Here is a 20,822-nt window from a genome sequence, read left to right as displayed (position 1 = left end):
CCGCTTACCGCAACGGAACCGAAGACAGACGCCAACGAAGATCATGACAAAGCACTACCTTGCGGCCGGTCTGAAAGGGCAATGTCCCCGACAACGCCCACGCACCCGCACCCGCCGAGGTCCGGCGCGGCTGGCCCACCAGCCGCGCATCCGGACCACCAGCCGCGCATCCGGCGACCGTCCCGGGGGTTGGGCGCACCGGTGCGCCCAGCTCGACAGCTTCTCCCACAGACGGCACCAGGTCCGAACGCGGCCCAGCCACGCGACCACCTCGACCCTTGAACCTCACTGGAGGGCGAAACGCGGCTGGATCGCGCTGTTGGTCTGGCGACGCCGGGCCCAGCTCATGTCCGGGCAGGGTGGCCATCGCTGAGTCGTAAAGCCGCTCCGACAGGCCGTACGAACGGCGCTGTACATGGTCGACGGTGAAGGAGGCGACGAGATCCGGTCGGTGGCGTTCTCAGCCGAGACCGGTCAGGGGCGGAGCGTCAGGCGGAAGGCCGCGCCGTCGCCGTCGGGCCCCGGCGAGGTCACGGACACGTCGCCGCCGTGTGCCTGGGCGACCTGGCGGGCGATCGGCAGGCCGAGCCCGCTGCCCGCACCGCTGTGGCCACCGCGCCAGAAGCGCTCGAATATCCGCTCCCGCTGGTCCGGCGGTACGCCTGGGCCGTGGTCGGTGACGGTGACCGCGACCCATCCCCCGCTCCGTTCGATGTGGACGTCCACAGTAGAGCGGTCGGGCGCGTGCCGGATCGCGTTGTCCAGGAGGTTGGAGACGGCGCGCCGTACCGTCGGCTCGTCGACCCGGCACTCGGCGGTGGGCGGCCCGGCGACGGCGATGGTCACGTCGCGGGCCGCGGCGAGCACGGCGGCGTCGGCGACGAGCGCGCGCACGACGGCCGCCAGCTCCACCGGCTGGCGGTTGATGGTGCGGGCCCGGCCGCGCGCGTCGGCCAGCAGCTCGTCGAGCGTCCGCTGTAGACGGTCGGCGGCGGCCCGGGAGCGTTCCAGACCGTGGCGGTAGACCTCGACGGTGGGCGCGGGGTGGGCGAGGAGCACCTCGGCGTTCGTCATCAGCACCGACAGTGGCAGGCGTAGCTCGTGGCTGGTCTCCTCGACGAGCTGGCGCTGGGTCACCGCGGCGGCCTCGAGGCGGTCGAGCATCGCGTCGAAGCTCGCCGCCAGCGCGGTCACCTCGACCGGCCCTCGGTCGAGGCCGATGCGGCGGCTGAGGTCGGTAGCCTCGATGTCCTCGGCGACCGCCCGCACGCGGTGCAGGGGGCGCACCGCGCGGCCGGCCCACCACCAGGCCAGCGCGGCGGCGACCGGGCCGAGCGCGATCAGCGTGGCGAGCGGCCAGCCGGAGAGGTGGCGCGTGGACGCGGCCGGAGCGCCAGTCTCCACCACCACCTCGGTGTCGGTCGCCAGGATCACGCCGAACAGCAGCAGCGCGGGCAGGTAGATGGCGAGCAGGCCGAGCGTCGCCAGGCGTACCCGCAACGAGCGCCACGGGCGGGTCACGGCTCCACCTCCAGCCGGTAGCCGACCTGCGGGACGGTGGCGATCGGCGAGGGCTCGCCGAGCTTGCGGCGCAGGCGGCTGAGGATGACCCGCACCGACGCGGTGAACGGGTTGGCGTGCGCGTCCCACACGTGTTCCAGCAGGTCCTCGGCGGAGAGGACGGTGCCGGGATGGTGCATGAAGTAGCGCAGGAGCGAGTACTCCCGCGCGGTCAGCGCGAGTGGCACGCCGGCCCGCCACGCGCGGTGCGTGGCGAGGTCGAGCACCAGGTCGCCGACCCGCAGCGTGGTGCCCCGCTCGTCGGCGCGGCGGGAGAGAGCGCGCAGGCGGGCGGTCAGCTCGGTGAAGTGGAACGGCTTGACCAGGTAGTCGTCGGCGCCGGCGTCGAGGCCGGCGATCCGGTCGGCGACCGCGTCCCGGGCGGTCAGCACCAGCAGCCGCCGCGGGCGGTGCAGCTCGGGGTCGTGGCCGAGGCGGCGGACGAGGTCGAGCCCGTCGCCGTCGGGCAGCCCGAGGTCGAGGCAGGCGACGTCGTACGCGGTCGTGCGGAGGTGCTCCTCCGCGGCACCGGCCGTACCGGCGAGGTCGACCGCGTACGACTCGTTGCGCAGGCCGAGGGCGACGACCTCCGCCAGGTCCGGGTCGTCTTCCACCAGAAGGATGCGCATGCCGCCGCCCCGCCTCCGTTCAGCCCGCGCGCTCGGCGGTGGCCGACCCGCCCGGCCCGGTCACCGTCATCCGCCCGCCCGCGAACGCCACCGTCACCGCCGGACCCGCGCCCGTGGGGTCGTCGGGGTGGTACCGGTCGTCGCCGGACGGGAGGAGACGCAGCGTGGGCGGCTCGCCGGCCGGTACCTCCGCCGCCTCGACGCCGCCCGCCTCGTTCACCGCGTACCAGCCAAGGACCTCCTGCCCTCCGGCGGTGACCGCGACGTACGTGCGCAGCTCGCCCCCGGCGGCGATCGTCCCCACGACGGCTACACCGCTGAGCGGGCCGAACGCCGACTCGACCGCCGCCCGCTCGGCGCGCCCCTCCCGGGTCTGCCCGGCGAGCAGCGCCCGCACGCGCTCCTCGTGCCCGCGCAGGTCGCCGGCCGCGACGCCGGCGGGCGGCGGGAAGAGCGCGGCCACCGCGTCGGCACCGGCCGCGGTCACCGCCAGGCCGCCGTCGCGGACGGTCACCTGGAACGAGCCACCACTGTCCAACGTGTACTCGCCGGCGGCTGCCGCGAGGTCGCTCCGCCCGGCCGGCCCGCTGGGAGTCGGCAGCGGCTCGCCCCGCGCCAGTGCCGGGCCGATCGCCTCCAGGAGCCCTTCGGCGGAGACCTTCGGCTTGTTGGCGGCGATCGCGATCGTGCGCCGCTCGCGCGGGAGCCACACGACGACCGCGTTGTGCCCGACCTCGCCCCCGCCACCGGCCGCGGCCAGAAACGGCTGCCCGTACCGCGACTCGTCGTAGGCGACCCAGCCGGGGGTCTCGCCGCGCCCGCCGCCGATCGGCTGACCGGGCGTGGCGATGGCCTCGGTCGAGCCGGGCGAGAGGACCGCGCCGGTGAAGAGCGCGTGTATCCAGCTCGCCAGGTCACGCGTGGTCATCGCCAGGCCGCCGTTGCCCTCCACGGCCCAGTACGGCCCCGCGAAGTCACCGCGCGCGCCGGTCCCGCCGCCGTCGAGGTGGCCCACGGCGCGCGGACCCGGCGCGGCTGGCCGGCCGTGCCAGAAGCCACCGGCGAGCCGGCCGTCGGGCAGCGGAAGGATGTGCGACACCACGTAGTCCCGGTAGGGCGAGCCCGACACCTTGTCGACGATCAACGCCAACAGAGTGTAACCAGCGTTGGAGTACAGGTAGCGCGTTCCGGGGCGGGCGACCACCTCCAGCCGCCCGATCGCGGCGAGGGCCGCCTCCTCGCTCAGCGGCGTGGAGTCGTTGCCGTGCGTACCGTTCAGCCCGCTGGTGTGCAGCAGCAGGTGCCGCACCGTCGCCTCCCGCACAGGACCGCGCAGCTCCGGCAGCAGCGCGCCGGCCCGGTCGTCGAGCGTGAGCTTCCCCTCGTCGGCCAGGTGCAGGATCGCCGCGGCGGTGAACGACTTGCTGATCGACCCGATGTCGAAGACCGTCTCCACGGTGTTGGGCGTGGCGGTGGCGTCGTCGGCCGAGCCGTACGCGGCCAGGCAGTCGAAGCGGTCTCCGGTCGCGACCGCGATCGAGCCGCTGAAGCCGGCGCCGGCCCACGCGCTGAACGCGGCGTCCAGCTCGCGCGGGCACGCCCGACCGGGGGCCGGCGACGCCTCCGGGCCGGGGTCGTCCACTGTGCACGCCGCCGGCCCGAGAAGCGCCGCCACGGCGAGGATCGCCAGGTACCTCTTCGTCATGCCGCCGAAGCTAGGAGCGCCCCGGTGAACGAGGTGTAAACGAGCCCGGCTACGCGATGGCGGGCGGCTCCCAGTACGCCTCCACGCGGTGCCCGTCCGGGTCGAGGCACTTGAAGGCGGTGTACTCCGGCTCGTCGTCCTCCTCGACGACCTCGACGCCGTCGGCCTTCAGCCGCAGCAGCAGCGCGCGTACGTCGTCGGGACGCGGCAGCCGGAAGCCGAAGTGCAGGAACGCCGGCAGCTCGCCCACCGCCTCGACGGCGTGCAGCGCGAGGTCGAAGCCGGCGGCGTCACGGACGATGACGGTGCCGTCGGGGTAGCGCCGCGCCGTGGCCGGGTCGAAGCCGAAGTACGCCGCGTAGAAGTGGAGGCTGCGCTGGGGGTCGCGCACGGGCAGGCCGAGGTGGTTCAGTCGCACGGCCACACGCTAGCCCCCGCGGGCTGGGCCGGCACCAACCGGCACACGTTCGGCGGCCTGACCGACTGGGCGTTCACGATGATCCCGCTGCTGGAGGCAGGCCGACTGGCGGTGGCGGTAGGCGACCTCCGCCCGCCGGGGCGGAGGTCGCCGAGGGCGTGCCGATACTCGTCCGCCAGCCTCGAAAATCACCACCGCCCGGCCGACCTCCCGCGGGGGTCGTCTGTCGGCTAGGCGATTGCCGGCCATGCCTCGCGAGGCTCACGCTCACAAGCGATTCAGAGCCTCGGAGGGAGGCGAGGATGACCGATGAGGAGAGGTCCGCGGCCGCGGATGTCGATCTGTTCGACGAGGACGTCGACGTCGGCGAGGAGGCCCCGGAAGACGAGGACTTCGGCGCCGACGAGTTGGACGCCATCCGGGAGAGTCAGGCGGACCCGGAGACCGACGACCCCGAGGCGGAGGTGAGTTGACGTGGCCAAGCTGCTTCAGATCGGGATCGTCTACCCGCACGAGATGAAGTCCGGGATCGGGCACGTGGCCTGCACGCTCGGCGGGGTCAACTACGAGAGCCGCGGCGGGCGCGGCTGCCTGAAGGGCTCGGCCGCCCGAGGCGCGTCGCATCCGCTCTTCAAGCACCGCTTCCACCGCGTACTGACCGACGCGCAGGCACAGGCGGCCAAGGAGTGGGCCGACCGGTGCGTGGGCCAGCGCTACGTCTGGGGCGGGGTACCGGTGCCGAAGCCGCCACCGCCGGGCCGCGGCGGCGACTGCTCCGGCTTCGTCTCCGGGATCCTCTGCGCGGCCGAGGGCAGGAGGGTCGGCCGGCGCTTCGCCACCGGGCAGTGGAAAGGGCTCTTCAAGTCCCTGGGCTTCGCCGAGGGCCTGGGCGGCGGCACGCCCGGCGCGGCGCCGATCGGGGTCGCCGACCGTCCCTACCCGGGCTCGCCGGTCGGCCGGGGCAGCCCCAAGCGCGACCACGTGAAGTGGATCCAGGCGCGGCTCAACTTCGCCGCGAAGAACAAGCACGCCGTCCTCGGCGGCAAGCCGCTGGCGGTCGACGGCAGCTACGGCGAGCAGACCGAGAAGGTCGTGATCGCCTTCCAGAAGGCCCGCGGCCTCCAGGGCCAGGGCATGTGCGGCGCGAAGACCTGGCCGCTGCTCAACGCCATCCGCTAGCGCGGTGGCCGCTGACCTTGGCCGGCTTCGCCGGCACGGGTGACCACACCGGCCACCGCACCGGCCAACGGCTGGTCGGGCTCCCGGGCCCGGCCAGCCGTCGCGTCCGCCCGCTCCGGGGCAGTGTCGCAGGGCAGCCAGGTGGTCGAAGCCCACCTGGGCGGTGCCGGCGGTGCCACACGCCGACGACCGGTGGTGCGTGAGACCTGCCAGAGCCGGACCGGACTGCCGGACCCTTGCCATCGGGCCCGCGGCGCGGCCTGCGGTCGTCGTTCTCGCATCCCAAAAGATCCAAGGATGTGAACGTTTGGATCATAGGCGGGCCACGTCCCCCGTAGCAAGGCGAATCGGGCAGACCTCGGTCCTGCTCACGTTTTGGTGACAGTTTGCTGACGCACTGTCCTTGATCGATCTCTTCGGCGATCTCTAGTGTCCAACCGGGCTACCGGCGAGATCCGCGCGGCGCCCTGGGGCACGGAGGGTTCACCTGTCCCGGTCTCATCGGCACGGGAGGGCTCCCCCGGCTCCGTTCACTAGGGGAGGCAACATCGATGTTGAGACGTACCCGCCGAGGGCGCCTGGCCAGATCGCTGGTCAGTACCGGCGCCGCCCTGGCGCTGGCCGCCACCGGCCTGGCCGCGACCGGCTCGGCCGCGCAGGCCGCGCCCGGTGGCTCGGCCGCGTCCGGGAAGATCCGGCCGGAGCTGAGCAAGCAGTTCCAGGCCAAGAGCGAGGCGGACTTCTGGATCCGCTTCGCCGCCAGGGCTGACCTGAGCAAGGCCAGCGCGATCAAGGACTGGACCGAACGCGGCACCGCGGTCGCGGCCGCACTGCGGAAGACCGCCGCGGAGAGCCAGGCCAAGGTCCGCGCCGAGCTCGACGCCGCGGGCGTGAAGTACCAGGCGTTCTGGGCGACCAACGCCATCAAGGTCAGCAGCGGGCCCGCCACCATGGCGCAGCAGATCGCCGCCCGTGGCGAGGTCGAAGGGCTCTACGCGCCGGTCGCGTACGAGCTGCCCGAACTCGCTCCGGGCACGAGTCAGATGGCGCCGAACGCCGTCGAGTGGGGCATCGCGAACATCAACGCCGACGACGTCTGGGCCCAGTACGGCGTCCGGGGCGAGGGCATCACGATCGCCAACATCGACAGTGGCGTCCAGTTCGACCATCCGGCGCTGGTCGGCTCCTACCGCGGCAACAACGGCGACGGCACCTTCGACCACAACTACAACTGGTTCGACGCCGCCGACGCCTGCGACGGCGCGCCCTGCGACGACGACGGCCACGGCACGCACACGATGGGCACGATGGCCGGCGCCGACGGGGCGAACCAGATCGGTGTCGCGCCCGCGGTGAAGTGGATCGCCGCGAACGGCTGCTGCCCGAGCGACAACGCGCTCGTCGTCTCCGGCGAGTGGATGCTGGAGCCGACCGACCTCAACGGGGAGAACCCGGACGCGAGCAAGCGCCCGAACATCATCAACAACTCCTGGGGATCGCGCGTCCCGTCGAACGACCCGTTCATGGAGGACGTCACGCTGGCCTGGGAGGCCTCCGGCATCTTCGGCTCCTGGTCCAACGGCAACAGCGGCTCGGCCTGCCAGACCAGCGGCTCGCCGGGCAGCCGGATCGTCAACTACTCCGTCGGCGCGTACGACGTCAGCAACAACATCGCCGGCTTCTCCGGCCGGGGCGCCGGGCAGGACGGTGAGATCAAGCCCAACATCTCGGCGCCGGGCGTCAACGTGCGGTCGAGTCTGCCGGGCAACACGTACGGCACCGCCAACGGCACCTCGATGGCCTCGCCGCACCTGGCCGGTACGGTGGCGCTGCTCTGGTCGGCGGCTCCCGCGCTGCTGGGCGAGGTCGCAGATACGCGCGCGCTGCTCAACGGCACCGCGATCGACAAGGCCGACGCGCAGTGCGGTGGCACCGCCGCCGACAACAACGTGTACGGCGAGGGACGGCTGGACGCGCTCGCGCTCCTCGACGCCGCCCCGATCGGCGACAACGGCACGCTGGCCGGCACGGTGACCGACGCGGCCACCGGCAGCCCGCTTTCCGGCGCCACCCTCGCCCTCACCGGCCCGGCCGAGCGCCAGCTCACCACCGGGACCGACGGGAAGTACACCTCGCTCCTGCCGACCGGGCAGTACCAGGTCGCGGTCTCGCTCTTCGGCTACGAGAGCAGGACGGTGCCGGCGACGGTCACCACCGGGGACACCACGACGCTCGACGTGGCGCTGACCCCGGTGCCCCAGGTCACGGTGAGCGGCACGGTCACCGACGGCTCCGGCCACGGCTGGCCGCTCTACGCCAAGGTGACGGTCGCGGGGCCGTCGGGCGTCTCCGACTACACCAACCCGGTCAACGGCCGCTACAGCGTCACGCTGCCGGCCGGCGCGACGTACTCCCTGACGGTCCAGCCGCAGTACCCCGGCTACCAGACCATCACCAGGGATGTCGTGGTCGGCTCCCGCAACGTGGTGAGCAACGTGGCGGTACCGGTCGCGTCGAACGCCTGCTCCACCGCGCCCGGCTACGAGTACGGCTCGGACGGCGTGTACGAGACCTTCGACGGCACCACGGTGCCCGCCGGCTGGACCGTCGTCGACCACATCGGTACGGGCCAGGTCTGGAAGTTCACCGACGACGGCGCGCGGGGCAACCTGACCGGCGGCACGGGCAACTTCGCCATGATCGACAGTGACGACTACGGCGCCGGCGGGCGGCAGGACACCTCGCTGGTCAGCCCGGTCGTCGACCTGACCGACGTCGCCGCCCCGGTGATCCGCTTCAACCAGGACTACAACTGGCTGAGCACCGACCGGGCCGACGTCGACCTCAGCCTCGACGGCGGCACCACCTGGACGAACGTGCTCCGGCAGGCGGCCGACGTACGCGGGCCGCGGGTCACCCAGATCCCGATCCCGCAGGCCGCGGGCCAGGCGCGGGTCCAGGTCCGGTTCCACTACTACGACGCCACGTTCGAGTGGTGGTGGGGAGTCGACAACGTACTGATCGGCAGCGAGGTGACCTGCGTGCCGGTCAACGGCGGCCTGCTGGTCGGCCACGTACGCGATCAGAACACCAACGGCTTCGTCAACGGCGCCACCGTCGCCAGCGTGCATCGGCCGGCCGAGACGGCGACCAGCGCCGCGACGCCGGACGACACCGGGCTCCAGGACGGCTTCTACTGGCTGTTCTCGTCGCTGACCGGGAGCCACCCCTTCAGCGCCAAGGCCGGCAACTTCGTGAGCCAGACCAAGGAGATCGACGTCGAGGCGGACTGGGTCACCTCCGAGAGCTTCCAGCTCGGGGCCGGCCGGCTCGCCGTACAGCCGAGCGCGCTGAACGCGAAGCTCCGGATGCCCACCGGCAAGGTCACCAAGACGTTCACGGTGACCAACACCGGCGGCGCCCCGGTCGACGTCACGTTCGGCGAGCAGGACGGCGGGGTCGAGCTGCTGCGGGCCGACGGGTCGCGGATGACCCGGGAGCAGGTCCTCGGTGCCGCAGGGGCGCCGGCGCAGCGGCTCGACGTGCCCACGTCGTTCGCCGCCCACGCGGCGATGGGCGCGGCGGCGGTGCCGGCGGCGGCGACCGGCCCGCAGGCCGCGCCGTGGACCGACATCGCGGACTATCCGGCGAACGTGATGGACAACCGGGTCGTCAGCCTGGACGGGAAGATCTACTCGATCGGCGGCGGCAACGGCTCCGCCTCCACGGCGAAGAACTTCGTCTACGACCCGGTCGCGCAGACCTGGGCGCCGATCGCCGACCTGCCGGGCGCGCGCAACGCCATGACGGTGGGCGTGATCGGCGGGAAGATCATCGCTACCGGCGGCTGGGGCTCGGCCGGCCCGGACGGCACCACCTGGTCGTACGACCCGGCCGCGAACTCGTGGTCGGAGAAGGCCGACAACCCCGTGCCGCGCTCGGCGGCCGGGCAGGGGGTCGTCGACGGCAAGCTGTACGCGGTCGGCGGCTGCACGACCTCGGGCTGCACGCCGATGTCCAACGACGTCGTCCGGTACGACCCGGGCAGCGACACGTGGGAGACGCTCCCCGACTACCCCAAGTCGGTGGCGTTCGCCTCCTGCGGCGGGATCGGCGGCATCCTGTACTGCACCGGCGGCAACGACGGCTCGGTGGCGCAGCGCTCCAGCTACGCCTTCGACCCGGGCAGCGGCAGCTGGACCGCGGTCGCCGACGCACCGGTCGACAACTGGGCCAGCTCGTTCGCGGTCGCCAACGGCCGGCTGCTGGTGGTCGGCGGCTCGCAGGGCGGGGTCATCTCCAACGCGGGCTTCGCGTACGACCCCGGCACCAACACCTGGTCCGCCCTGCCGAACGCCAACACCGCCCGGTACCGCGGCGGCGCGGCGTGCGGGTTCTACAAGATCGGTGGTTCCTCGGGACAGTTCAACGCCACGCCCGACAGCGAGGCGCTGCCCGGCTTCGAGGAGTGCGCCGAGGGCGGCGCGGACGTGAGCTGGCTGACGATCGACAAGACCTCGGCCACGCTGGCGCCCGGTGAGAAGGTCACGGTCTCCGTCGGCATGGCGGCGAACGTCGACCAGCCCGGCACGTACACCGGCTCGATCCAGATCGGCGAGAACACGCCCTACAGCGTTCCGCCGGTCCAGGTCACGATGGAGGTTCAGCCTCCGACGACCTGGGGCAAGCTCATGGGTACGGTCACCGGGACCGACTGCCAGGGTGCGAGCGCGCCGATCTCGGGCGCGGTCGTGCAGGTCGACTCGTGGGCCAGCTCGTGGACGTTCGCGACCGACGCCCAGGGCAAGTACGCCTACTGGATGGACCGTCGCAACAACCCGCTGACGCTGATCGTCGCGAAGGACGGCTGGAAGCCGCAGACCCGCCAGACGAGGATCAACACCAGCACGCCCACGGTGGAGGACTTCGCGCTCTCCCCCATCCGCTGTTGACGCCTGACCGCTGAGTACGGACACCGGCCCCGCCTGGCTTTCCGGCCAGGCGGGGCCGCTCCGTCTCTCGCGCCTCGCCGCCGCCAGGCGGCGCGATCAGGCGGGGGTCAGGCGGAAGCCGACGCCGCGGACCGAGTGGATGGTGGCGGTCGCCTCCAGCCCGGCGAGCTTGCGCCGCACTCGCCGGACGACCGAGTGGATGTCGGAGCCTCGGCCGAGGTGCTCGTTGCCCCACACCTCCTGGTGCAGCCGCTCGTACGTCCACACCTGTCCCGGCGCGCCGAGCAGCCGGTGCAGGAAGTCGTGCTCCAGCCGGGTCAGGTCGACCTCGCGGTCCAGCCACCGCAGGACCCGCCGGTCGGAGTCGACGCTCAGGTCGGGCGGTCGCCGCGGCTCGTCGTCGCGGGCCTCCTCGGGGGGTGCGGTCGGTGCGGCGCCGGCCGCCCCGCCGGAGGTCACCGGCGCCGCCGTGCGGGGCACGGCCGCGTCCAGGAACTCCCTCGCCTGCTCCACGCTCGCGACGATGAGGAACGCCTGGGTCCCCCCAAGCAGCTCGGCGAGCTGCCTGCGCTCCGCCGCCGACGGAGCGATCCCGATGATCAATGGCACGGCCAGGTCTCCGCTCATCCCCAACCCCTTCCCCGCGCGGTGTCGATCATTGGCTTCGCACCTTAGTGACGCTTCATCACGACCTAGTTAAATATTTAGATCACACCAGTTTGGTGGATAAGCCCTCTTGGGCATGGTTTAGGGGGCCTCGGCCCACTCAGGCCGGCGCCCAGCTCTGGGCTAAGAATGCGTCACGACAGGGCTACGGCGAGTGGCATCAATGCGTCATGGCGCATTCCCGACAGCACCGAACGCCGCCGGCAGAAGTGGATCATCAGGGTCCGCCGTGTTTCGCCGCCGACCCAAGCTGCCCGGCATGGCAGGGCGTCTCCGGCGCGGCGACCGCGGCCGGCAGCGGTCGGAGGTGACTGACGCACGGCGCAGCGGCGGCCGTCGCGCGACGGCCGCCGCTCCTGGTCACCTCATTGTTCCTAAGTGGACAGCAGCTCCAGCACGATGCTGTCGGTGCCGTTTGCGGAGCCGGCCAGCGCCGACCACGCGCTGCCGTTCCACCGAGCGATGTTGTTTGCCGTCACGCCGCCCGCCTGGCCGAAGGCACCGCCCACGAACAGGAAGCCCGCGTGGCTGGCCAGCGCGTGGACCGTGCCGCTGGCGCCCGTCCCCGAGGGACCGGAGAGGGCTGACCAGGCGGAGCCGTTCCACTGCGCGACGCGGTTGACGGTGATGCCCGCGGCCTGCGTGAACTCGCCGCCGGCGATGAGGTTGCCATTGTGGACGATCAGGTCGCGGGGCGAGCCGTTCATCCGGCCCTGCGGGTCGCCGCCGAGCACGGACCACTGGCCGCCGTCGCGCCACACCACGTCGCCCACGTTGAAGTTGTCGACGACGTAGCTGCGCGACGCCACCAGCCGCCCGTTGAACGAGGTGACCGCCATGATGGTCGCGTCCGCGATCGGCTGGTTGAGCGACGACCAGGTGGTGCCATTCCAGGCGCCGACGCTGTTGACGGCCACCCCGCCGATGGAGGTGAACTCGCCGGCCGCGATCAGCAGACCGTCCACGACCGTCAGGTCCCAGACCGGCGCGATCACGCTGCCGTGGTTTTCGGTGCCCACCGCGCCCGACGGTCCGGGCAGCGCGAACCACTCGGCGCCGTTCCACCGGGCGATGTTGTTGACGTCGACCGTGCCGCCAGCACGCGGAAACATGCCGCCCGCGTACAGGTCGCCGTTGTAGACGACCAGCGAGCTGACGAAGCCCAGCGGCGCCACCGTCACGCCCACCGCTCCGGAAGGGCTGACGAACGGCTCCCAGTCGGTGCCGTCCCAGGACGCGATCCCGCTCACCGTCTCGCCGCCCGCCTCGATGAACGAGCCGCCGACGATGAGCTTGCCGTTGTACATGGTCATGGCGGTGACCGTCGAGTCGGCGCCTTCGCCGTTTGGCCCGACCAGCCCCGACCAGTCGACCCCGTCCCACGCCGCGATGCTCGTGGCCGTGGTCGCGCCGGCGGTGCCGAACGAGCCGCCGACGAAGAGCTTTCCGCCCGGCTGCGCGTCCGCGAAGGCCGGCCCTCCCGTGCCCAGCACCACCAGCGCGGCCAGCACCGGCACTACCAGGCGATTGATGACACGTCTCACCGAACTGCCCACGTGATCCCCCGATCCGCAGTGACGTCAGTCGTTGTGCCGCACGGGGAAACGAAACCACGCCGATACACACATATGCGATCGACATGATTGGATCCCCGTTGCGGTCGAGTCTTCATAACCACCGACCGGAGTGTCAAGGAGACTCCGCGTGACGGGAATCTCAAGCCCGCGTTGTCCACTCACGACACTCCGCGAACACCAGGGAAATCGCCATTCCGGGTACCGGAGGCGTGCGACCGTCGTGTGGACGCCAGTCCGGATAGGGCCTACGTTCGAAGCGGACGGCTCGTGCCGTGGCGACACGGCAAAAGTGATCGTTGATATCATCCGCATCGCCGGCGGCGGTGTCTCGGCGTGCCGAGCCGGGGGTCACGCGTGCGTGGCGAAAAGTTGACCCTGTGTGGGGTCAAGAAATCGCCACGCACGCCAAGCGTTTGTGACCGCGCAGGGTGAGGCCGCGGGAGCGGCGGTCTGGAGCGCGGCGCACATCGCGGTAGCCCAGATCCTTCTCTTGAGGGGCCTTGCCCGCCTACACGCGGCGCAGGACCGAGACGACCTTGCCCAGCACCACGGCGCGGTCGCCGTCGATGACGTCGTACGCCGGGTTGCGCGGCTCCAGCAGCACATGGCCGCCGCGGCGGCGGTACACCTTGACGGTCGCCTCGTCGTCGATCATCGCGGCCACGATGTCGCCGTTGTACGCCTCGCTCTGCTGCCGCACCACCACGATGTCGTCGTCGCAGATCGCCGCGTCGATCATCGAGTCGCCCCGCACGCGCAGGCAGAAGAGGTTGCCCCGCCCGACCAGGTCCCGCGGCAGGGTGAGCGTCTCCTCGGGCGACTCCTCGGCGAGGATGGGCGTGCCCGCGGCGATCGAGCCGACCAGCGGCACGCCGACGGTCGAGGGATCGTCTTCCCGCCGGTCGACCGTCTCCAGGAACATGCGGACGTCGACCGGGCGGGTCGCGGTACGCCCCCGGCGCAGGAAGCCGAGCTCCTCCAGCACGCGCAGGTGCCGGCTGACCGACGACGTCGACGCCAGCCCGACCGCGTCGCCGATCTCGCGTGTGGATGGCGGGTAGCCGTAGCGGACCGCCCAGTCGCGGATGACGGTCAGGATGCCCCGCTGCCGTGGGGTGAGCGTAGAGGTGTCGAGATCTTCAGCCAGCACCCTCAGATGGTCACTCATCGTACGCCCCGGGCGCGGCAAGCCACGCCGACCTCGGCCCGGCCCGTGCACCGGCCGTGCCTGGTGGGGGCGGGTTCTCTCGGCTGCGTGCACACCGGATTTGCAGAAGTGTCACGCGCCTGAAACACCGGACGGCGACGGTGTACCGACCCCTTGATCATCGGAACGCCCCGCCACGTCCCCCGTCAGCGATGGGAGTCACCATGTCCCCCAACCACTGGAGTTCGGCGAGCCGGAGAAGCGTGCTGGCCGCCGGTCTGGCCGCCACCGTCGCGGCCGGCGTCGCCGCCCCCGCGCAGGCGGCGCCCGCCGGCAACGGCAGCCGCGGCGGCCCCAAGCGCGCCAAGTGGCACCACCACCTCAAGTCCACCCCGGACAACCTGCACTGGGGCGGCTTCCCGATCGGCTGGGAGCCCGGCCTCACCATGCGTTCGGGCCAGACCGTCCGCGTCGACGCACTCTCCCACCAGGGCTTCACCAATCCGGCCGTCAACCCCCGCGACTACTTCGGGGCGTTCGGGGTCAAGCCGGGCGACATCCTGCGCGACGGGCTCGCATTCTGGCAGACGCTGCCCGAGCGCCAGGCGACCGGCCGGCAGTACGGCGGGCACGTCCTGACCGGCCCGATCTACGTCGAGGGCGCCGAGCCAGGCGACACCATCGCGATCGACATCCTCGACATCGACACGCGTGTACCCTACGGCTTCAACAACACCGCGCCGACCGGTGGCGTCATGGCCACCTTCTACCCTGGCTGGCGCGAGGGCGACGCGGGCCTCGACATCCCCGCCGAGATCCCGCCCGGCCTGCCCGCCGGCGTCTGGCCCGACGTCCGCACCCACCTCTACCGCACCGGCATGTTCCGCGGGCAGGAGGTCGTCTTCTTCGCCGACGACATCATCATCCCGACGCACAAGTTCATGGGCATCATCGCGGTCGCCCCGCCGACGGGCGAGTTCATCGGCAACACCGAGGACGCCCCGCCGCCCGCCACCGGCGTGCAGAGCTCGACGCCGCCCGGCAAGTTCGGCGGCAACATGGACGTCCGCGACCTCAACGTCGGCACGACGCTCTACCTGCCGGTCTTCCAGCCCGGCGCGCAGATCTTCATCGGCGACCCGCACAGCTGCCAGGGCGACGGCGAGGTCAGCGGCACGGCGGTGGAACACTCGCTCTCCGGCACGTTCCGCGTCACGGTCATGAAGAAGGTGGCGACCGAGCTGCCCTGGGCCGAGACCGACGACCACTGGATCATGATGGGCATCCACTGGGACCTCGACCGCGCCATGCGCATCGCGGTGGAGAAGACCGTCGACTTCCTCGTCACCACGCAGGGCCTGACCGTGCCGAAGGCGTACTCCTTCGCCTCGATCGCGGTGAACTACCACAACGCCGAGGTCGTGGACCGCACGCAGGTCGTGACCGGCTACATCCCCAAGAGCGTCTTCAAGGGCCGCCGCCGCTGACGATCCGACCTCGACCGCGGCCCGAGGCGGCGGGATGGCTGTCCATCGTTGACAGTCCGTCCCGCCGCTCCGTTTTCTGACCAGGTCCGGGCAAAGGGCTGTTGCTGGCCACCAGCGAGTGGTTCATCCTCGTTGGGCCAAGGGCGAACGCACGGCCGGCCCGATCCGCCGAATCAGACCCGCCGAGGAGCCGATACATGACGAGCAGCCAGTTCGCGGAGAGTTACGACCCGCTGGGCACACACCTCGACGACCCGTACCCCTTCTACGCCCAGGCCCGCCGCACCGAGCCGGTGTTCCACTCGCCGCGGCTGGACGCCTGGGTCGTCACGCGCTTCGACGACATCGATGCGATCCTCAAGGACCCGGTGGCATTCTCCTCGGCCAACAGCCTCCGGCCCGTGCGCGAGTTGTACCCGGCGACGTACGCCGCGTTCGCCGAGGGCTACCCGCCGAAGCCGGATCACGTCACCTCCGACGGGGAGACCCACCGTCGGTTCCGCGCCCCGTACGCCAAGCGCCTCGCGCCCGGGGCGGTCAAGACGCTCGAACCGGCGATCCGGCGGCGGGCCGACGCCCTGGTCGAGTCGTTCGCCGCCGACGGTGGGGCCGACCTGATTTCCCGGTACGCCTCCCCGCTGCCGGTCGCCACCGCCGCCGACCTCTTCGGCATCGCCCCCGGCGACGTGGCGACGGCGAAGTCGGGCAGCGAGTCCCTCTTCCAGTTGGGCAGCGCCGACCTGACCGAGGCGGAGGAGGCGCGCGCGGCCCGCGAGTTCGTCGCCTTCCAGCACCTGGTGGGCGGGTACGTACGCCAGCGGCACGCGGCCCCGGAAGACGACCTCATCAGCGATGTCGTCACCGCCCTCGCCCCCGGCGCCGGGCCACTCACCGTCGACCAGGAGGCCGAGCTGGTCGGGACGATCTGCGGCACCATCGGCGCCGGCCACATCACCACGACCGACACCATCGGAAACGCCGTGCGGGTCCTGCTCAGCCATCCGGACCAGTGGGACCTGCTGCGCCGGCGGCCGGAGCTGCTGCCCAACGCGGTCGAGGAGGTGCTGCGGTTCGAGGCGCCGGTGCCGACCATCTTCCGCCGCGCCACCGGGGCGGCCACGGTCGCGGGCGTGCGGATCCCCGAGGGCGCGGACGTGCTGCTCGTCTTCGCCTCCGCCAACCGCGACGAGAGCCGCTACCCCGATGCCGACCGCTTCGACGTGACCCGGACGCCGAGTCGCCACTTCGGCTTCGGCGCCGGCGTGCACACCTGTGTCGGCGCGTCGCTGGCCCGCGCCCAGGCCCGCATCGCGCTCCAGGCGCTCGTCGAGCGCCTTCCCGATCCGCGCCTCGCGCCGGAGCAGACCGTCCGGCTGCAACCGTCGATCAACGTACGCGGCCCGCTCGCGCTCGAACTGCGCTGGTGACCCTCGGCCCGTCAAGCCGGGACTCGGAGCGCCCACGCCCGCCGGCGAGACTCGGAAAGCGGCTCTGAGCTGGGCATTCAAGACGAGCACAAGTGAAGCGCAAAGATCGCGGGGCACAATGCCACGGTCGCCCGGATATCGGGGGTGCGGCGTACGGCGGTCGGCAAACGGCCGTGCGCCACACCGGGCGAACCAGCGACCGGCGGCAGGCGGCGTCCCAGGGTGGATGGGCGCCGCCCCGCCGGCTCGAAGGCTGCCGGGCCGCCCGGCCCACCGCGCACATCGAGGGCCGCGGCGATCTGTGGCTGGCACTGACCGACTGACCGGATTGACCACGCCCGCGGCCGGTGGGCGATGCTGTGTGGATGACGGATCTCCGGGTACGCGCCGGCGGCACCGAGCCGCCGGTGGTCCTGCTGCTGCACGGTCTCGGCGCCACCGGCGAGGTGTGGAGCGACCTCACCGACCTGCTCGGCCCGGCTGCCTGGATCGCCCCCGACCTGCCCGGCCACGGCGGCTCCGCGGCACTCCCGGCGTACTCGTTCGCCGCGGTGGCCGAGGCCGTCGCCGGCCTCGTCGACCCGCGTGGCACGGTGATCGTCGGGCACTCCTTCGGCGGCGTGATCGGGCTGCACCTGGCCGGCCGGCCGGGCGTACGCGCCGTCATCGGGCTCGGCATCAAGGTCGCCTGGACCGCCGACGAACTGGCGAAGGCCGCCGCGCTGGCCGCCCGCCCCGCGACGGTGTTCGAGACCCGGGACGAGGCGGTTCGCCGCCACCTGCGCGTCGCCGGCCTCGACGGGCTGGTCGACCCGGCAGGCCCGGGCCTGGACGCCGCGGTGGTACGGGACGGCGACGGCTGGCGCCCCACGTTCGACCCGCGCGCCTTCGGCGTCGGCGAGCCCGGCCTGGCCGGACTGCTGGCCACCGCCCCGGTCCCGGTGGTCCTGGCACGTGGCGAGCACGATCCGATGGTCAGCGCGGCGCACCTGGCCGCACTGGTGCCCGGCCCCGTCGACCTCCCGGGCCTGGGCCACAACGCGCACGCCGAAGACCCGGCCGCCCTGCTGCCACTTCTCACTCCGTACCGCTGACAGCCTCCCCGTGGTCGCCGGCGCCGTGGCGTGGGCCTGCTAGCCGGCGCTCCGCTCACCGCGGACAGCCCGGCGGCAGGCCACGACCGGCTGGCCGCCCGACGGCGCTTCCCCTTGCCTCGCGGACAGCGCACGGCAAGGCCACTACCGGGCTGGCCACCGATGGCTGCCGAGCCAGTCCACCGCGAAGTCGACGAGTGCGCGCTGGCGTATCAGCCGGCACTCGGCCCCGCCGACCAGCCCGACGCGCACGGCCCCTCCGGCTTCGAAGGCCGCGCCCACCTGATCGAAGTCGCCCTCGTCGGTGTCGACGTCCTGCCAGCGGACCCACGTCCCGCCGCCGGAGGCGCGTCCGGCACCGCCGCCGCGGGCAAGCCCGGCGTCGCTGGGGCCACGCCCGGCACCGCCGCTGGGGGCGCGCACGGCAGAGCCCTCCCATCGACGCGGTGGGTCCGGCAGCCGATACTCGGCCAGGTGCAGCGAGGTGTTGCTGCCATGCCCCACGCCCACCAGCAGGACGTCGCCGTCCATCCGGTAGACGGCGCCGACGGGCGAGCGCTCACCCAGCATCTCGTCGAGCTGGTGGCCGGCAACGACAGCCTCGGCGGCCGGTCCGACGGCCGCGAACGAAACCTGCGGATGGTCGCTGCGCCGCGCGCCCGGCCACGTGCGGACCGTCTCCGCGACCACGCCCATCCACCGGCTCGGGGTCAGCCCTGGGTCGAACGCGGGCGTGTGCGCCCGGATCACCGGCCACCACGACTCGGGCACCGGCGGATGCCGCCAGCCGGCGGGATCGGTGTTGTCCGGCGTGTGCGTCGGCACGACCAGCGTGCCCTGCGGGCCGAGCGCGTCGAGCAGCGCCTGAACCACGGCGACCGGCCCGCCGCAGACCCAGCCCAGTGCTTTGAACGACGAGTGCACCAGAAGCACCGACCCACGCCGAACACCCAGGGCGGCCAGATCGCCGGCGAGCCCTTCGCGCGTCTGAGGCATCGCGGTAGCTGTCACCATCTCCTCGGCCACCGCCGCATCATCGGTCATGTCGCAGGTCAGCCGCATGGCGTTTTCCGCGCGACGTCACTGTGCCCCTTACCGCGTGACGGCTTGCCGGACGTGCATAGAGTGCCGGCAAACGGTGCCGACCGAGGATGTGACGGCGCGGTCACGCGTCGCCGAGTCGTACCCGTCCCGCGTAGCGGGCCAGCAGCAGATCGTTGTGCTTCTCGGTGTCCGGGACGTTCAGCGATCGCAGCACCGGCGGCCGGACGCCGGCGGCCGCCATGCGGTCGGCCACCTCGGCCACCAGGAGTTGCGCGGCGAGCACGCCGGTGAGTGTCGAAAGGGGGCCGATCGTCTCGCCGCCGGCCGGGACGGCGGCGTCGCCGTACGGCGAGCCGTTGTCGATGACCACGTCTGCCAGGTCGGCCAGGCGCAGCCCGCTGGGGTGGCGGGAGGTGATGCGCCTGGTGTGCGCCATCGAGGTCAGCCCGATGACGGTGTGGCCCCGTGACTTGGCGAGCTGCGCCATCTCCACGACCGAGCCGTTGCCGCCGGACTGGCTGATGATGACGAAGATGTCTTCGGGCCGGATGTCGGCGAGCTGCCAGATCCTGTGCGCCAGGCTCAGGTCACGCTCCACCAGGGGGTCCAGGATGGACTCGACCGGCTCGCCTCCGTAGTAGACGGTGTCCCGGATGGCCAGTTGGTTGGCGGGCACCAGCCCGCCGGCCCGGCCGGTCAGCTCCAGCGCCACGGCGCGGGAGTGGCCGGTGCCGAAGGCTTGCAGCACGCCGCCCTTCATGAGCGCCGCCGCGATCAGCTCACCGCCGCGGGTGATCGCGTCCGCCTGGCTGTCGGCGAGCTGCCGTACCGCGTCGAGCGCGGCGGCGAGAAAGGTGTCCCGTGCCGTGTCGGTCATCGTGTGCCCGTTCTGTCGAAGGTGGTGGGAAAGGCGCCTCGCGCGCTCCTCATTGGACGAGCGCCTGCAACAGACCGGTGTACCCGCCGGGGTCAGCGGCCAGGAGCGCCGCCCCGGCGAGCCCGTCCCCCGCCGGCGGCAGCGGCACCGCGTCGGGGCGCAGCCGGGAGAGCCCGCCGAGAAACGCCTCGCGCAGCCCGGCGTCGGCGAGCAGCCCGCCGGTCCAGGAGACGCCGACGCCGTCGCCCGGGTCGAAGTCGGCGGCCGCGGCGGCGGCGGTGCGGGCGAGCTCGGTGCCGGCCTCCGCGACGATGGCCGTGGCGTGCGGCTCGCCCTCGGCGGCAAGGCGGAGCACCGACCGGGCGAAGCCGGCGATCTGGCGGACCGCGTCGGGCGCGCCGTAGAGCCGCTCGGGCAGGGTCGCGAGGTCGCCGAACGTTTGCTCGGCGCTGGCGGTGAGTGCCCCGGCGCCCATCCGGCCGTCGTGGCCCCGCACGGCCGCGTCGAGCCCGCGGCGGCCGATCCACGAGCCGCCGCCCGCGTCGCCGAGGAGGTAGCCCCAGCCGTCGACCCGGCGGTGGCGGCCGGCGGCGGTGATGCCCAGCGCGATCGCGCCGGTGCCCGCGGCGAGGACCACGCCGGGCCGCCCGGTGAGCGCGCCGGCGTGCGCGGTCACGACGTCACCGGTCACCATCGCCCGCGCGGCACCGAAGTCGTCGCGCAACGTGGCCGCGAGCTCGCCGTACGCGCCGGGCGACGTCAGCACCGTCGCCAGGCCGATGCAGACGGTCGACACGGCACCGCCGCTCGCGGGCAGGGCGGAGGCCGCCGCGCGCACCGCCCGCAGCACCGAGTCGGCCGCGCCGCCGTCGAGGTAGCTCGGGCCGGCGCGCTCGGGCGCCCGGGTGAGGATCGCCCCGCGGGCCGCCACGCCCAGCCGGAGGCCGGTCTGACCGGCGTCGATCACGATGTCGTGCGGGGACACGGGACGTATCGTAATTTCGGTCAGCCCCGGAAATCAACGGGCCAGGTGGAGTAGAGTTTGCCGCGAATCTTGGAG

The 20,822-nt window shown here is 72.6% G+C and carries 16 protein-coding genes; 6 read left to right on the top strand and 10 right to left on the bottom strand.

Features of this window, described 5'->3' with window-relative positions; genetic code table 11:
- Positions 1-474 precede the first annotated feature (474 nt).
- The 4 genes from ACFFIA_RS32865 to ACFFIA_RS32850 are packed head-to-tail and all read right to left on the bottom strand — an operon-like array spanning position 475 to position 4,312.
- Positions 475-1,521 carry a HAMP domain-containing sensor histidine kinase gene (locus ACFFIA_RS32865; RefSeq protein ID WP_377258542.1) on the bottom strand — a complete coding sequence of 349 codons (1,047 nt, stop codon included), beginning with the start codon at positions 1,519-1,521 and terminating at the stop codon, positions 475-477.
- On the bottom strand, positions 1,518-2,189 hold the full coding sequence (locus ACFFIA_RS32860; RefSeq protein ID WP_377258539.1) for a response regulator transcription factor: 672 nt from the start codon (positions 2,187-2,189) through the stop codon (positions 1,518-1,520). The genes ACFFIA_RS32865 and ACFFIA_RS32860 overlap by 4 nt, the downstream gene beginning before the upstream one ends.
- A gap of 19 nt (positions 2,190-2,208) precedes the next feature.
- Positions 2,209-3,894, bottom strand: a complete 1,686-nt coding sequence (locus ACFFIA_RS32855) for a serine hydrolase domain-containing protein (RefSeq protein WP_377258536.1) — start codon at positions 3,892-3,894, stop codon at positions 2,209-2,211.
- Between the two features lie 49 nt (positions 3,895-3,943).
- Positions 3,944-4,312 (bottom strand): VOC family protein, encoded by a 369-nt coding sequence (locus ACFFIA_RS32850; protein WP_377258533.1) that lies wholly within the window; start codon positions 4,310-4,312, stop codon positions 3,944-3,946.
- 302 nt (positions 4,313-4,614) lie between these two features.
- On the opposite strand from ACFFIA_RS32850, the gene ACFFIA_RS32845 reads away from it, so the two are divergent.
- The 3 genes from ACFFIA_RS32845 (at position 4,615) to ACFFIA_RS32835 (ending at position 10,443) form a co-directional block, all read left to right on the top strand.
- Positions 4,615-4,785: a hypothetical protein gene (locus tag ACFFIA_RS32845; protein ID WP_377258530.1), complete on the top strand. Its 171-nt coding sequence runs from the start codon at positions 4,615-4,617 to the stop codon at positions 4,783-4,785.
- A gap of 1 nt (position 4,786) precedes the next feature.
- The gene (locus ACFFIA_RS32840) at positions 4,787-5,491 is read left to right on the top strand and encodes a peptidoglycan-binding domain-containing protein (RefSeq protein ID WP_377258527.1); all 705 of its coding nucleotides are present in this window, start codon (positions 4,787-4,789) and stop codon (positions 5,489-5,491) included.
- A gap of 551 nt (positions 5,492-6,042) precedes the next feature.
- Positions 6,043-10,443, top strand: a complete 4,401-nt coding sequence (locus ACFFIA_RS32835; protein WP_377258524.1) for a S8 family serine peptidase — start codon at positions 6,043-6,045, stop codon at positions 10,441-10,443.
- A 96-nt stretch (positions 10,444-10,539) separates the two neighbouring features.
- Here ACFFIA_RS32835 and ACFFIA_RS32830 read toward each other — a convergent pair whose 3' ends face one another.
- The 3 genes from ACFFIA_RS32830 to lexA form a co-directional block, all read right to left on the bottom strand.
- Positions 10,540-11,070 carry a winged helix-turn-helix domain-containing protein gene (locus ACFFIA_RS32830; protein ID WP_377258521.1) on the bottom strand — a complete coding sequence of 177 codons (531 nt, stop codon included), beginning with the start codon at positions 11,068-11,070 and terminating at the stop codon, positions 10,540-10,542.
- A 413-nt stretch (positions 11,071-11,483) separates the two neighbouring features.
- The gene (locus ACFFIA_RS32825; protein ID WP_377258518.1) at positions 11,484-12,653 is read right to left on the bottom strand and encodes a hypothetical protein; all 1,170 of its coding nucleotides are present in this window, start codon (positions 12,651-12,653) and stop codon (positions 11,484-11,486) included.
- A 541-nt stretch (positions 12,654-13,194) separates the two neighbouring features.
- On the bottom strand, positions 13,195-13,854 hold the full coding sequence (gene lexA, locus ACFFIA_RS32820) for a transcriptional repressor LexA (RefSeq protein ID WP_377258515.1): 660 nt from the start codon (positions 13,852-13,854) through the stop codon (positions 13,195-13,197).
- Between the two features lie 203 nt (positions 13,855-14,057).
- Here lexA and ACFFIA_RS32815 point away from each other — a divergent pair, with 203 nt between their 5' ends.
- The 3 genes from ACFFIA_RS32815 to ACFFIA_RS32805 all read left to right on the top strand — a co-directional run bounded on the left by ACFFIA_RS32815 (position 14,058) and on the right by ACFFIA_RS32805 (position 17,841).
- Positions 14,058-15,320 carry an acetamidase/formamidase family protein gene (locus ACFFIA_RS32815; RefSeq protein WP_377258512.1) on the top strand — a complete coding sequence of 421 codons (1,263 nt, stop codon included), beginning with the start codon at positions 14,058-14,060 and terminating at the stop codon, positions 15,318-15,320.
- A 197-nt stretch (positions 15,321-15,517) separates the two neighbouring features.
- A complete protein-coding gene (locus tag ACFFIA_RS32810; RefSeq protein ID WP_377258509.1) occupies positions 15,518-16,747 on the top strand; it encodes a cytochrome P450 in 1,230 nt (409 codons plus the stop codon).
- A gap of 365 nt (positions 16,748-17,112) precedes the next feature.
- On the top strand, positions 17,113-17,841 hold the full coding sequence (locus tag ACFFIA_RS32805; RefSeq protein ID WP_377258506.1) for an alpha/beta fold hydrolase: 729 nt from the start codon (positions 17,113-17,115) through the stop codon (positions 17,839-17,841).
- A gap of 144 nt (positions 17,842-17,985) precedes the next feature.
- On the opposite strand, the gene ACFFIA_RS32800 is transcribed toward ACFFIA_RS32805, so the two are convergent.
- The 3 genes from ACFFIA_RS32800 to ACFFIA_RS32790 form a co-directional block, all read right to left on the bottom strand.
- Complete coding sequence (locus tag ACFFIA_RS32800) at positions 17,986-18,903, bottom strand: AAC(3) family N-acetyltransferase (RefSeq protein WP_377258502.1); 918 nt, start codon at positions 18,901-18,903, stop codon at positions 17,986-17,988.
- Positions 18,904-19,006: 103 nt separating this feature from the next.
- Positions 19,007-19,762 carry a sugar isomerase domain-containing protein gene (locus ACFFIA_RS32795; protein WP_377258499.1) on the bottom strand — a complete coding sequence of 252 codons (756 nt, stop codon included), beginning with the start codon at positions 19,760-19,762 and terminating at the stop codon, positions 19,007-19,009.
- Between the two features lie 49 nt (positions 19,763-19,811).
- A complete protein-coding gene (locus tag ACFFIA_RS32790; protein WP_377258496.1) occupies positions 19,812-20,747 on the bottom strand; it encodes an N-acetylglucosamine kinase in 936 nt (311 codons plus the stop codon).
- Positions 20,748-20,822: the final 75 nt, after the last annotated feature.

Source organism: Phytohabitans kaempferiae (assembly GCF_042433955.1).
Lineage (GTDB): Bacteria > Actinomycetota > Actinomycetes > Mycobacteriales > Micromonosporaceae > Phytohabitans > Phytohabitans kaempferiae.
The sequence above is the reverse complement of the archived record's forward strand: the minus strand, read 5'-3'. Positions and strand labels throughout refer to the sequence as shown.